We start from the raw sequence: 14,552 nt of genomic DNA, 5'->3' as shown, positions 1-14,552 counted from the left end.
AAAATTATCCCACAAGCCTATTCAACATTCCCGTTGAAAATGAACCGGTTTTTATTTTCATTACCATTGAAAGAATTAACATTGCAACTACAGTGACAAGAATATCGAAAAGAACGACTAATTCCACTATTAAAGGCAGTGTCGGCGTTAATATGACGGAAAACAGAAAAATACCGTTTTCAATCACGAGCAAACCCAAAATATGGGTTATTGTAGTATATCTTGATATAATCATAAAAAATCCTATAAATATTAAACTTAAGGCAATAGCTGCTGAATTTATAATTATATCCGGCGCAAAATTATGAATAAGCCTGAATGTTAAAAAATAGCCGAATACCGTCAGAATAAGCCCAATAATAATGGATGCCGGAATTTTTATGCTGAAATTTATCTCTTCTTTTATGTTAAACTTTTTCATCATATTTAAAAGCATATACGGCACAGCCAAGCATCTTACTATCAGCGTCAATAGAGCGACCATATACAAATTCACGCTGCGCGTTTCAATACCGAGAATAAGCGTCAGTATAAAAATCAGAAAGGATTGAATACCGTATGCGTGAATGTAAAACGATATCCACTTAGAACTCAGCATTACAAAAGACAAAAGAAGTATGAAAGCCGTCAATAAATCAATCGTCACATTTAAATAAACAGGCAGCGCAAGTCCCAGCATAATTATATTCTCCAAGAGTTCTTATATATTATTAGTTTAAACTCATAGCCAATAACATCATATTTTTACCAGTAATAAATAATTAATAAATATGTCTAAAGATGTCTAAAGGAAAAGTCTAAAATCCTTTATACTGAAAAGTCATTATAGCTAATACGCTTAATACAAAAGCGGCAGCAAAATATTCCTGATATCTGAAAAATCTTAATCTTGATATGGATGTATCAATCAGCGCCGCGATTATACCTACTATGAACATTTTAAAAATTAATGTGATAACTGCGATAAACAGCGATAGAGGACTATGATTTACCGCAAGACCCCACGGAAAAACCAGAACATTTAAGAAAATAACGAGCAATAAAAATTGCTTCATATAGCCGCTCCATTTCAGCAGCGCCAGATACGGTCCTGAGTAATCCAATATGCGGGCTTCTTCAATCATACTCATTTCAACATGCGTAGATGCGTTTATCGGTCTTCTGTCAGTATCGGCAAGAAACAGCAAAAAAAAAGCCGTTATTATTAAAAAATGCGAAGAACTGAAATATAAAGGCAAATGAGAAATTATAGTATTCAGCATTACATAAGGCAAAGTTGATTTTGCAATTAAGGCAACCCCCACAAAAACTAATATCAGCGTAGGTTCTGAAAGAATAGCAAGAACAGTTGCCCTTGAAGAGCCGAGCCCGCCGTAACTTGTACCTTTATCAAGCGAAGCTATGTTTATGAAAAAAGAAGACAGCGAAAACAGAAAAGCTCCGCCCAGCATATCTCCCATAAACCCCAGCGGCAGGGGGTACGCAGTCAGAACAGGTATCAGCATAGTAATAAGTATCATTGATATAAAGGAAACAAAGGGGGCAAAACGAAAAACAAAAGACGAATCTTCGGAAATTATAACTTCTTTATGAAAAAGCTTATACAGGTCATAATACGGCTGAAATATAGACGGTCCTCTTTTACCCTGAATAATCTCTTCAATTCTGTTAATAAATCCGGCAATAAGCGGAGAAAATACAAGGACGGTGATAATCTGAAATATCTGAAAGACGGCTGAAGTGATATAGATATCCATATAATGGGTCACAGCTCCATTCTGCATCTACATTATTATTGTTGTTTGTTAGAATGTAAATTAAAAATTAATAATGTAGGAGTCATCAGCCTTAAGATTTAATCAAAAACCTTAAACGATAAAAAACAACCCAAAGGCGTTATAAGCAGAACCCCATTGCTCTTTGTATAAATACAATCAAATTGTACACCTTAAAAAAATAAATGTCAATATACCTTATTCTACAATTTTGCGATATAAAATATTGGGATATTTCAAAGTCAATAGACAACAGAATATAAAATTCTAGTGTATGGTTAAGGTGTATCTTCATCATACTTATCTGTTTGCAGTCTATTTATATTTTGTTTATAATAGGAACTTACAATTTTAATTTAAGGTAATAAAATAATTAAGAAAATACAGCACATTAGAAAAATTTCATAGAATATGAAAATTCTCCACATAATTTCTTCAAGAGGTTGGGGCGGCGCTGAAAATTCCGCTGTTTATCTTGCAAAAAAGCAGATTGAGAAAGGGCATAAAGCGTTTTTTTTTATACATTCTCTTAATAAAAAATGATTTTTTTATTAAAAAATGCCGGCGTGCCTTATTATTCAATTTTAGACCCTGAAAGAAAAAATGTTTTTGCAGTTAAAAAAATAATAAATATATGCGAAACGGAAAATATAGATATAATACATACTCACTTAGGAACAGGAAACTACCTCGGGGTTTTAGCCGGCAATTTCCTTAAAATACCGGTATTCAGTACCATTAATATTTTTAGCGGCTATCCGTATTACGCTCTTGCCGATAGATTATCTTTTGTAAGTCTGTCAGTAAAAAATTATTTTATTGAATATTTTTCAAGTGAAGAATATAAAAGATATACGCCCGGTTATATCGAAAAGATTATAAATAAAATTTTCAAACTAAAATACAATGCTTTAAACATAAAAGAAATTATAAACAAGATGGATATAACCTATGAAAGAATAGATGAAAATGAATTTACTAATTACAGTATTAACAATACTAATACTAATACTAATTGCAATTTAATAAACAACAAAAATAATACCGGCAGTGATGAAAGTCTTGATAAGTTTAAAAATTTCTTTAATATCGGAATTACAGGAAGAGTCACGGAACAAAAAGGTCAGGTTTATCTTGTAAAAGCAGCGGAACTGCTGCTAAAATCCGGCTTAAAATCTTTGACTAATAAATCGTTAATGTTCCATATCATAGGAAATGGCAATGATGAAAAAAAACTGAAAAATATAGTTAATAAAATGGGTATTGCAGATAATTTTAAGTTTTGGGGGTATCAAAAAGATGTGAGAAAATTTGTAGATATGTTTGATATTGCCGTTTCATGCTCTTTAAACGAACCTTTCGGCGTTAATAATATTGAATACATGTTTATGAAAAAACCATGCATTGCAACAAATACCGGCGGAATACCTGAAGTTTACGATAATACAAATATTATCATACCGCCTAAAGACCCTGCTAAACTTAAAGAAGCAATCGAAACGTATATCAAAAATCCTGATGTTATGAAAAAAGAAGCATTAAAAGGTTTTGAAAGGGCAAACAGACTTTTTAAATCGGATATTTCGGTAAATAGGATTATAAGTATTTACGAAGATATGCTTATACATCGGTAGCTTCCTGATCCAGCGTCGAAAATTTGATATATTATATAGTTATATAGTTATATAGTTATATAAAGATATCACTATTTTTTAATTCAGAAATTTATTAAAATTAATGTTAATAATCATTTAATAATTTATCTGTAAAATTAACTATCTAATTTAGCCTGTTTAGCTACTTTGTTTAACTGAATAATACTATTATAAGTTATTATAAATAATTAAATAATTTCAATAAATAATCGGCGCACACCCCAGAATTAAATTTCAATTTCTTCAGCATATGACGGAATGTAAGCATTAAAGCCCAGAGGAGCTATTTTTTCTTTAAAAATATCCATCTTATCTTCGTCGCCGTGGATAAGGCATATTTTCGTTTTAGACTGATTTTTCAGAGCGCTCAGCCACTCAATGAGTTCGTTCTGGTCCGCATGCGACGAAAAACCGTTTATCGTATGAACAGAAGCGTTCACGTCAATATGCTCGCCGAAGACATTGATAGTTTTATCGCCTTCTACAATTTTTCTGCCTAATGTTCCTCTTGCCTGATAGCCTATGAAAATAATAGAATTTTCTTTTCTCCATAGATTATGTTTAAGATGATGCAGCATTCTTCCGCCGGTAAGCATACCGCTTCCCGCTATTATAATTGCGCCTTCCGTGAATCTGTTTATTTCTTTTGATTCTTCAACATCTCTTGTTTCAGTGAGGTAAGGTATTTCAAAGGGATTATCTTTTTGAAATAATTGCAGTTCGTCTTTTCTGAAATATTCGGGATTTTTAAGAAATATATCGGTAATATTAATTGCAAGCGGAGAATCAAGAAATATTTTGCATTTTGGAAGTTTGCCGTTTTTATAGAATCCTTTCAGAATATATAAAATATCCTGCGTTCTTTCCATAGCATAGCTGGGAATTAAAACGTTGCCGCCGTTTTTAAAAGTTGTTTCGATAATATTTAAGAGTTCTGTTTTTGAATCGTCAAAACTTTTATGAAGCCTATCTCCGTACGTAGTTTCAATATATACGGCATCGGCTTCGTCGGGATATGAAAAATTATTGACTATAGGTTTATTTTTGTTGCCGAGATCGCCTGAAAATATGATTGAACTATCACCGAACATAAGTTTTACAAAACTTGAACCGAGAATGTGACCTGCATCTTTGATCTCTACTTTGATATTATGTTTTTCGTCGAGGATAAACGGGGTGTTATATGTCAATACAGGATTAAAATGGTCTAAACTTTCAAAAACATCAAGCTCATTATACAGCAGAGCCGAAGATGAAGCGGAAGCGGAAGAACGGGATGCAAAAGATGCGGAAGATAAATGGGTCAAAGAATGCGGATCAGATTTTTTTTCCGGATTATATCTGAGTTTCTTTTTTAAATCGTGCTTGTAGTCTTCCAGCATAATCTTTGCCGTATCCAGCATTATCAGCCTTGCAAGTTGAAATGTCGGCTTTGTGCAGTAAATTTTTCCCTTGAATCCGCCTTTTATGAGCATAGGAATCCTGCCGCAGTGGTCAAGATGAGCATGAGTAAGTATTAAGTAATCAATGTCTGCCGGATTGAACCCTAATTCAGAATTTTTATTTTCTTCATCCTTGCCTTGAAAAAGACCGCAATCTATCATCACTTTAACGCCGTTTTCATGAACTATGTGGCAGCTTCCCGTGACTGTTTTTGCTGCGCCGAATGATTGTATTTTCAATTTTCCTCCAGATTGTGATATAATGCTTTTTAGTTTAAGTTTATCAGATTCAGCTATGCATGGTTATTAGTTTAGTTCGGCTGAATTTGATTTAATTAAATTAAGCGGTTGATATAATATAATAATAATATTTAAAAAGTTAATATAAAATCCGCAATAAATAATTACAATAATAACTGATACATTTATGCTGATTGTAAGTTATTTATCTATAAATTATTTAAATGTCGCAAGTTATATCTTACTTTAATTATTTTTATTTTTAAAGTATAAATCATTATGAATATAAAATAAATATAATTAATCATATTTTTCAAATTATATTTAATATTCTGCAGCTTTTTAATATTTTTTTTAAATTTTATCATACTTTATTATAACTATATTTCAATAAGTTACATTACGGATTATTCTTTATATCCTTAATTAGTGCAAATATGCCATAGAATACATTATAGCTTATCTTGCAGTTTATTTTTTTATACGTTATTATTTAAAAATTAGTTTACGGAGGTATACAACATGGGTCAGTACTCAGGTGAATTTAAAAAAATATTATTTTTAAGTTTTTCTATTATTGCAATAGCAGGTTTTTCTATTTTTTTATCAGGATGCGCAGCTAAACCTAAACCTAAAAAAATATATTCTCTAACATATTATAAATCTCATATAAAAAAAGCAAAAGCTGAAGTGTTCAGCTGCAATCAGATGCTTGTTTCGGCTATTGCTCCTCATATCCCGAAAAAACCTATACGCTGGAAAAGTAATATAGGCGATAATTTCCGACATCTCGCCCAGTTATACGGAACTCTCCTTGAACCGGTGCAGATGTACAAGAATATAATAACAGGCGGAGGGCACAGTTTTAAAAATTGTATAAATGCATTATCCGTACTTTATCATAAAAGCAAGAAAATATATAAAAAACAGCACCCTTCATTGTTTTAAAGGTAATTACAATTAAAAAAAATAATTAATGAAATATTCAACGGACGGCATATGAAAAACATTAGAGATCTAATTTTGTCTTATCTCGCATTATATCCCAATAAACAAAATGAACCCATAGAAACGTATCTTGCATTATGGCAGTGCCTCAGTCTGATTTCACAGATTAATTCAAGCAGGCATTCGACTAAAAATAAAACCGATAAAGATAAATTGAATGATTTATTTAAAGATTATGCCAAAAATATATTGGAAGCGCTTAAAGATACAGAAATTATTTTAAAAATCAAAAATATCCTGTCATTTACAAATTCCGAATGCCCTATTCTTATTACAAAATTTGAAGATTTAAGCGAATATATAAACAATATAGGCGAATTATCCGATTTGCAGGCTGAATTATCGAATCTTAAATCCTATGCAAAAATTAATTTTAATTTTAAAGGACATATAAACGATATAAACGAAGAAAATACAGCAGAAAAAGAATCATACAAAAAAATTAAACAGATAGAAAAAAAATTGGATTATTTTTTAGAATCTTTAGTCAGCCTGCTGCACTTAGGTAAAAATAAAATGTTTAAATCTATCAAGCTGGATTTATTGGGTAATTATGCGTTAGATTACGCGTCTGATAGTTACGTATCAGGCAGCTGTTATGCGTCAGATAATTCAGATACTACCGATAAGAAATTATATACGTCGAATAAAAGCAATATGAATATGAATAGGGGTAATATTATTCATAAGATAAGTCATGATGAAGAAATTAAAAACCTTGAAAATTTCACAGGCGGTAATAATGATTTTTCGGATTTTGATATTGAATTTTCAAATAATGCTGCCGACATCTTGTATTGCATCATCATCGGTATATTGAAATCATAACTATACTATATTAAAATTAAATTAAGGATATAAGCCAAGTGGTTATAAGTAAATATTTATTGTATTTGTATTAATTATATTTATTCTGCTCCTTCTCCGTTGGGGTACCGGCACTAATTAACCTTATTTAATCAGAAACAGGAGGAATAATGACCGAAGATGAATTTAAAAATATACTAAACTAAAATAAAGGTCTGCCCACGTCCGATACGTCTTTCAAAGCGGCATCAGTTTCGCCGTTACCTTTTTTGAATGGTATAATATCAATAGAATCATCGAAATCAGCCATATATATTTTTTGTTCCTTTTTAGAAATCAGCAGCCATATTGTATAGCAAAGCCCCATTGCAAGCATAATAGCAGTAATTAAATCAATAGAAGAACCGAGATGTTTGGGTCCGTAAACAAAAAATAATGCAAGAAGAGCCCCTAAATATATAAAAACGAAGAAAGCGCCCGATAAGATAATAATATGGTTGTGATTACTCATGGAATGTTTGATATTTTTATGATACTTTAGTAAAAATATTATAGTATTAAAGCTGTCTAAAAAAAACTCTGCTACCAAAAAAAATCCTGCGGTCGCCAGAACTATATTGAAAAAATTTTCAAACGAAGGAAAAAAAATTTCTAGCAAAATTGTTGCGAAGGATAAAATTAAAGGTATTAATATAGACCACTTCGGAACCCTTTTTTTTGATAAAAATCCAAAAAATTTTGGCATTATTTTATCTCTCGACATTGAAAAAAGCGCTCTTGATAATATAAAAGTAGTAAGCCATAAAGACCCTGCGGTAGAAGCAACTAAGGCTAATTTCATAACCGGCAGAATAGACGGATTAGCATTATTAGCCCATGCAAGCAATACATCGGGACTTGATTTCAATGTTTTTAAAGATGTTTCATGAAGCAAAACAGGCCATATAATGTAATAATAAACAACCACCATTATCGCGCCTATTATTCCGCTTTTACCGGGGGTTAATTTTGGCTGTTTCGATTCTTCGGAAGCATATGAATCTATTTCCCAACCATCAACAATGGTAGCCCCTATAATCATGCAGACTATGATTCCTGAAAGATTAAAATTCGAAAATGAAAATATATTGCCGCTATGCATGCCGTATGAAAATTTATCCCATATGCTATATCCTATCACTCCTATAAGCAAAACAGCTATAATTTCCACAAACAAAAATATTTGAGTAACAATTGCGGTTAATTTTGTTCCGTATAATAAAACGAATCCGGCAAAAACAGTCCATATTAACGCAAACAAGATTTCATAAGAAACATTAAATTGATTAAAGCCGAGTAAATCAAGCGTAAATCTGGATGCCGGAATTAAAATGGGCGGTATAGACCAGAAATATGCCATTATTATAATCCAAGCCTGAAAATTAGAATAATTAATACCTACTATTCGTCTGGACCAGTGATACGATGCGCCTGCATTCGGAAAATGTTTGTTTAATGTTAGAAAAATCCATGATGAAATTAAAAACGGCAAAGCAATTAAGCCTATAGCCAAAGGTACGAAAAGCCCTGCGCTTTGAACCATGCTCGTTCCGGCGGCTGCAATGCTAAATATGGGCGCTACGCTTGAGATTGAAAGACTTGATAAATCAAATAATTTTAATATCTGATGAAGTTTATTTTTATCGCCGGTGAGATTGCTTCTTTCCATTTGACCCCCCGCAAATGTAAATTAAATCATTTAAAAGCAGGTCTTCCGGCTTGAGCATTCGGATAATCAGCCTTCCCAACATTTATTGCACATAATATACATATACATATAATAAATTACATATAGTATATTACGAGGCATGTAAGTGGCTTAATTAATATTTGACTATCCTTAAAAATAATAACTCTTACGGCTGCGGGTACAGCATAGGCTTTTAACCTATTTCCCTTGTCTTTTAAACGGTTGTTGGTTTATTTTTGTTTATATTTTTTTAATATGCTATAAATATATTTTAAAATTTAACAAAAGTCAATAATAATAAAATCTTTAATTCTAATAAGATTAGTTAAAAATTTATTTTTATGATAAAATTTAAAAATTAAGTAATATATTAATTCTAAGTGTTAATAGTTATTATAAATTGCAGTCTGTTTCAAACTTTTGCATAGTTAATAAATATAGTTAAAATAACCTCTAAAAAAATTGACAATATTAAAACAATAATGCTGAAATTTATACACGCTGCAGATATACATATAGACAGCCCGCTTCGCGGGCTTGAAAATTACGAAAGCGCCCCCGTTGAGGAAATTCGCGGCGCAACAAGGAAAGCTTTAGATAATTTGATAACTTTAGCAATAGAAGAAGGGGTGTCTTTTGTCGTAATATCGGGTGATATGTACGACGGAGACTGGAAAGATTATAATACCGGCTTATTTTTACTGAGCCGTCTGTCAAAATTGACTTCTAAGGGCATTTCTGTTTTCATCGCTAAAGGCAATCACGATGCAGAGAGCAAAATAACCAGGGAACTAAAATTGCCGAGCGGTATAAATCTGTTTTCATCTAAAAAACCTGAGACTTTTATACTTAGAGAATTTAATGTAGCTATACACGGTCGGAGTTTTGCAACACGGGCGGTTACAGAAGATTTAGCTTCATCTTATCCTATGCCGGTGTCAGGGATGTTTAATATCGGCGTTCTTCATACAAGCTTAAACGGAAGAGAAGGGCACGAAAATTATGCTCCGTGTTCGCTTGATACCCTTAAATCCAAAAATTACGATTACTGGGCTCTCGGGCATGTTCATAAAAGAGAGATATTAAGCGAAAAACCGTGGATTATTTTTTCCGGCAATACGCAGGGAAGACATATAAAAGAAACGGGACCAAAAGGATGTATGCTGGTAACCGTGGACTCCGAGACTCTTTCGGTAGTTTCTGCAGAATTCAAATCTTTACATTCATTAGTCTGGTCTTTACGCAACATTGATATTTCAGGAATATCAGAACCTTTTGACGTAGTTGAAGCAGTAAGACAGGATGCAGAAAAAGAAATTACAAAAAATGACAATGCATTCACGGTACTGAGAATAATATTAAAAGGAAGCTGCAAAGCACATAGACAGCTGTCGTTAGAACCGGAAAAATGGATAAACGAAATACGTTTGTCCATAGCCGATTCATCGTTCGGCGATTCAGTTTGGCTTGAAAAATTGCTTATAAAAACTACGTTTGAATCAGATATTGAACAGATAAAAAAAAGAAATGATCCTATAGGAAATATGCTCAGGTATATAGAATCTTTAGACATCGGAGAAAACAAAGAAATAATATACGATATTATATCTAAGGATGTTTCTGATTTAAACTCAAAACTGCCGCCGGAGCTTGCATTAAAATTATATTTTAAAGAAAATGCAGACGCGCCGACAAACTCTGAAAGCGATAAATTTAAAGAAATCATAGCAGAAACAAAAGAGCTCTTGATATCGCGTCTGCTTACGCATGATATATAGCAGCTTGCTATAAATGACAAATTAGAAACCGTTTGTCTTATACCTCTGCAGCTAAAACAAGGGGCTTTATGACAATTTTTCGATAAAAATGCGAATGAATGTAAGATTAAACAAAATGTATAAAATAAAATATTATAAACATAATTAAATAATTTAAAAAATGAAACAAAATAAATGAACAATTAATAAAATATTTAATATTAATGTTAATCAGATAAATTAAAAAATTAATAAAAATGAAAATAATATCGCTGAGGCTAAATCCGTACGGTCCGTTCGAGGATATGCTCCTTAATTTTGAAAACAACGGTAAATCTTCCGCTCAGTCTTCTTTCTGCATAGTGTACGGACGGAATGAATCCGGAAAAACATCAAGTCTTAGGGCTTTAAGGTCATTGTTTTTTGGAATTCCGGAACGCACTCCCGATAGTTTTAAATTTGACGGCACCCGCCTTCGCATTTCTGCCGCTATAGAAAATACGGCAGGGGAAACGTTATCGTTTCAGAGAAGAAAGGGGCGCACAAAAACTCTTTTATCTGAAAATGGCATTGAAATCAGCCATACAGAACTTGAAAAATTTCTTTCCGGAATCGATGAATCTTCCTTTAATATGATGTTCGGTTTCAGCCATGAAGACCTTGTACACGGAGGCAAAGATATAGTCTCCGGCAAAGGGGATATAGGACAGAGTCTCTTTGCGGCAGGCACCGGAATAAGCGGGCTCAGAAAAATTTTTGATGAATTAGACGATGAATCTCAAAGTATTTTCAAGCCAAGAAGCACTAAATCTTCGATAATGGGTTATATTGCCAAATATAAAGATGCCAATGATAAAATTAAACAGCATTCGCTTGTGCCGAAAGAATGGACTGAGCATAATGAAAATCTTAAAGATGCCGAAGCTAAAAAGTTGGATATAAATCAAAAAATAACCGAGTTCAGTTTAAAACTCAGCAGATTTGAGCGTATATATAGAGCTCTGCCGACTATTGCCGAAAGAAAAGAAACTCTTTTAAACATGGAGCGTCTCGGTAATGTCCCGATTCTTGGAAAACAATTTGCAGACGAAAGGAAAGATACCTCTCAATCTTTAGAAATAGCAGCACGTGAAGAAGCAGCAAATAACTTAAAATTACAATCGGTTAAAGATAAAATATCAAATATTAAAATCCCTAAAAACTTACTTGCGCGCAAAAAAGAAATTGAAGATATTAATGTGAGATTAGGCAGTTATATAAAAGAATTACAAGACCTGCCCGGTCTTGAAAGTCAGTATGGCAATCTGCAATATGAATCCGAAAGACTGTTTAATGAACTTAAGAAATTCAGGCCGGATATTTCTATTGAGGAAGTGCCCGAATTATCCGCAGCTATGGGACAACGCGATAATATTTCGCAATTATCAAATGATATTAACACGCTAAAAAATAAAATATCAGAGTTTGACGAACTTATTGATTCTCGTGAACGCAAGAAATCAGCGGCGGAAGCAAAACTTAACGGAACAGGCGAATATTTCGATTTGACAAGATTAGAAAAATTGATAGGAAGCATCAGGAAAGACGGGGATATTGAAAAATTTTTAGACGAAAAAACAGCTAACTTTATAAAAAAAGAAACTTCCTGCAAGAATGAACTTTCTAAACTTGTATTATGGAACGGAACTATCGAAGAAATTGAAACGCTGCCTGTTCCGTTTGTTGAAACAATAGACAAATTTGACAGAAACTTTGAAAAAATCAATTCCGAGATTGATAAAATTGAGTCTAAAATTAACGGACTTTCAAAAGAAGCCGAAAATATAAAAAGAGATATTGCGGCTCTTGAGATTAAAGGCGTAATATATACAGAAACAGACCTTGAAAACGAAAGATCAAAAAGAAATTGCAGCTGGAGATTAATAAAAGATATTTACATCGAAAAAAAAATAAAAGAAACGGAAATTAGTACATACGCGCTTGACTGTAATGACAATGACAAGAATAACAACGGCTTGTCTATAGTCGATATATATGAAAACAATATAGAGAATACCGATAAAATATCCGACAGTCTGAGGCATGAATCAGAAGCCGTTTCAAAAAAGACAATCTGGCTTTCCAGATCGGATAACATTGCAGATGAACTGAAATCCCTTGAAATACAAAAAAAAGAACATACTGCCGTGAAAGAAAAACTCACGGAGGAGTGGAACGGCTTATGGAGTCCTTTAAAATTTACGCCGCTTACACCGAGAGAGATGCGTTCATGGCTGCAAAATCAGCAGAAACTTGCAAAAGACGCCGAAAATTTAAGATACTTAAAAGAAGATATTGATAATATAAAAAAACAGATAGATAAAAATCGTTCTTTACTCTCTGAACATCTAAAATCTGCCGGCTATATAGCGGAAGCAGAAAATAAATCTGAAGAAAAACAGGCGCAATCTATGACGTTATCCGAACTGATAAATGAAGGTCTGTATCTTATTAAACGGCAAGATGAAATTAAAGCGGAAAAATTCGAATTAGACAAAGATATAAAACGATTTGGCGAAGAATTGCACAGCATAAACATAAAAAAAGAAAAAGCAATTTCCGGAATTAACGACCTTAAAGAAAAATGGAAAAAAGGAATGTCGGCGCTCGGATTAAAATCTGACGAAGAATACTCGGCAGCTAAACAATTTGTGGATATAGAACAGGAATTGACGGTTAAAATAAGCGAATCAAAAACATTGATGGGCAGAATAACTGCTATTAAAAAAAATATTCTAAATTTTGAACACGAAGCGGACAGTCTGTACGCGGCGGCAATGCCTGAAGTATCGGATTTAAAAGCCAGAGATAAAATTTATGCAATGCAGAGCGCTTTGAGCAAAGCTATGAAGGATGAAGCTATTCTGCAAAAACACAACGACGACCTTTATAAATATGAAGAAGAAAACAATGAAATAAAAAATAAAATAGAAAAATTTAATGCAAAGCTTAAATCTATGATGAAAGAGGCTGATTGTGAAAACATTGAGCAGCTAAAAGATATTGAGAGAAAATCTGAAGAAGCCGAATCGCTGAAAAACAAATTGGAACAGCTGAATAAAGAATTAAGCGGACATTCAGGCGGCACTGAAATAGAAAAATTTATTGCCGCATCTGAAGAAATTAATCCTGATTCTATTCCAGGCGAAATTGCCAATATAAAATCGGAACTTGAAAAACTAAAAAAAGAAAATTCTGAATTGGAACAGTCGATAGGCGCAGAAAAACAATATCTTAAACAGTACAACGGCAACTCGGATGCGGCGGCGGAAGCGGCGGAAAATAAAGCTGAAGCGGCGGCTCAAATTGAACATCACGCTGACAGATATATCAAAATAAGATTAGCGTCTATCATTCTTAAAAATGAAATAGAACGATACAGATTGCAAAATCAAGGACCTGTTTTAGAAAAAGCAAGCCGCATATTTTCGGCTCTGACATTGAAATCATTTTCAGGTCTCAGAACATCTTATACAGAAAAGGACGAGGCTATACTCGTCGGTTTAAGGAAAGGTGCCGGTGAAGAAATACAGGAAATAGATGTCGGCGGTATGAGCGAGGGCACTTGCGACCAGCTTTACCTCTCGCTTCGCCTTGCCAGTTTTGAAAAATATATCGAATCAAATGAACCGATGCCGATGATAATAGACGATGCTTTAGTGAATTTTGACGATGAAAGGGCTTTTGAATGTTTGAAAATTTTTTCTGAAATATCAAAGAAAACACAGATTATATACTTTACACACCATAAACATATTCTCAATTTATTATCAAAAGGTAATTTTAACGAGCTTATTCTTAATCTTTAGCCCTTTAATTATTTCAATATTCTTTTTCGGCGTATTAAATATTTCTGAAAGATATTTAATTATAGCTTCATTAGCCTTATTGTTTATAGGACGCTCAGTAATATAAAGTTTAATTTTATCTACATTTTCAGTTATATCATTATTGTTATTATTGTTATCATAATTATTATTATTATTATTGCTGCTGCAAATTTTGCCGCCGTTTTCTATGATTTCAAATTTTTTAAATTTTGAACCAGTCTTTACCTCTACTTCTATTATTTTATTCATTCCCATTATTATAGAAGAACC

At 32.7% G+C, this 14,552-nt stretch carries 10 protein-coding genes and 1 riboswitch; of the genes, 5 read left to right on the top strand and 5 right to left on the bottom strand.

From position 1 onward, the window contains the following. Window positions 1–4 precede the first annotated feature (4 nt). Together EVJ46_03475 and EVJ46_03470 are read right to left on the bottom strand one after the other, a co-directional pair. Window positions 5–679 carry a hypothetical protein gene (locus EVJ46_03475; GenBank protein RZD17301.1) on the bottom strand — a complete coding sequence of 225 codons (675 nt, stop codon included), beginning with the start codon at window positions 677–679 and terminating at the stop codon, window positions 5–7. A gap of 118 nt (window positions 680–797) precedes the next feature. After that, window positions 798–1,757 carry a formate hydrogenlyase gene (locus tag EVJ46_03470; GenBank protein RZD17300.1) on the bottom strand — a complete coding sequence of 320 codons (960 nt, stop codon included), beginning with the start codon at window positions 1,755–1,757 and terminating at the stop codon, window positions 798–800. A 557-nt stretch (window positions 1,758–2,314) separates the two neighbouring features. On the opposite strand from EVJ46_03470, the gene EVJ46_03465 reads away from it, so the two are divergent. Continuing rightward, complete coding sequence (locus EVJ46_03465) at window positions 2,315–3,409, top strand: glycosyltransferase (GenBank protein RZD17299.1); 1,095 nt, start codon at window positions 2,315–2,317, stop codon at window positions 3,407–3,409. 248 nt (window positions 3,410–3,657) lie between these two features. Here the strand turns inward: EVJ46_03465 and EVJ46_03460 are convergent, their stop codons facing one another. After that, on the bottom strand, window positions 3,658–5,112 hold the full coding sequence (locus EVJ46_03460) for an MBL fold metallo-hydrolase (protein RZD17298.1): 1,455 nt from the start codon (window positions 5,110–5,112) through the stop codon (window positions 3,658–3,660). A 522-nt stretch (window positions 5,113–5,634) separates the two neighbouring features. Between EVJ46_03460 and EVJ46_03455 the strand changes: the two genes are divergently transcribed. Then, window positions 5,635–6,060, top strand: coding sequence for a hypothetical protein (locus EVJ46_03455; protein ID RZD17297.1), 426 nt, complete (start codon window positions 5,635–5,637; stop codon window positions 6,058–6,060). Window positions 6,061–6,111: 51 nt separating this feature from the next. Further along, complete coding sequence (locus EVJ46_03450; GenBank protein ID RZD17296.1) at window positions 6,112–6,948, top strand: hypothetical protein; 837 nt, start codon at window positions 6,112–6,114, stop codon at window positions 6,946–6,948. A gap of 181 nt (window positions 6,949–7,129) precedes the next feature. Here EVJ46_03450 and EVJ46_03445 read toward each other — a convergent pair whose 3' ends face one another. Next, window positions 7,130–8,635: an APC family permease gene (locus tag EVJ46_03445; protein RZD17295.1), complete on the bottom strand. Its 1,506-nt coding sequence runs from the start codon at window positions 8,633–8,635 to the stop codon at window positions 7,130–7,132. Window positions 8,636–8,652: 17 nt separating this feature from the next. Continuing rightward, a riboswitch (cobalamin riboswitch) is annotated at window positions 8,653–8,895 on the bottom strand. 243 nt (window positions 8,896–9,138) lie between these two features. Between EVJ46_03445 and EVJ46_03440 the strand changes: the two genes are divergently transcribed. Both EVJ46_03440 and EVJ46_03435 read left to right on the top strand, forming a co-directional pair. Further along, entirely contained in the window at window positions 9,139–10,434 is a 1,296-nt protein-coding gene (locus EVJ46_03440) for a DNA repair exonuclease (GenBank protein ID RZD17294.1), read from the top strand. Window positions 10,435–10,670: 236 nt separating this feature from the next. Then, window positions 10,671–14,261 (top strand): hypothetical protein, encoded by a 3,591-nt coding sequence (locus tag EVJ46_03435; GenBank protein ID RZD17293.1) that lies wholly within the window; start codon window positions 10,671–10,673, stop codon window positions 14,259–14,261. Here the strand turns inward: EVJ46_03435 and EVJ46_03430 are convergent. Further along, window positions 14,223–14,537 carry a DUF167 domain-containing protein gene (locus EVJ46_03430; protein ID RZD17292.1) on the bottom strand — a complete coding sequence of 105 codons (315 nt, stop codon included), beginning with the start codon at window positions 14,535–14,537 and terminating at the stop codon, window positions 14,223–14,225. The two genes, EVJ46_03435 and EVJ46_03430, sit on opposite strands and share 39 nt — an antisense overlap. Between the last annotated feature and the right edge of the window lie 15 nt (window positions 14,538–14,552).

The organism is Candidatus Acididesulfobacter guangdongensis, assembly GCA_004195045.1.
In the GTDB taxonomy this organism is placed as follows: Bacteria; SZUA-79; SZUA-79; order Acidulodesulfobacterales; family Acidulodesulfobacteraceae; genus Acididesulfobacter; species Acididesulfobacter guangdongensis.
The sequence above is the reverse complement of the archived record's forward strand: the minus strand, read 5'-3'. Positions and strand labels throughout refer to the sequence as shown.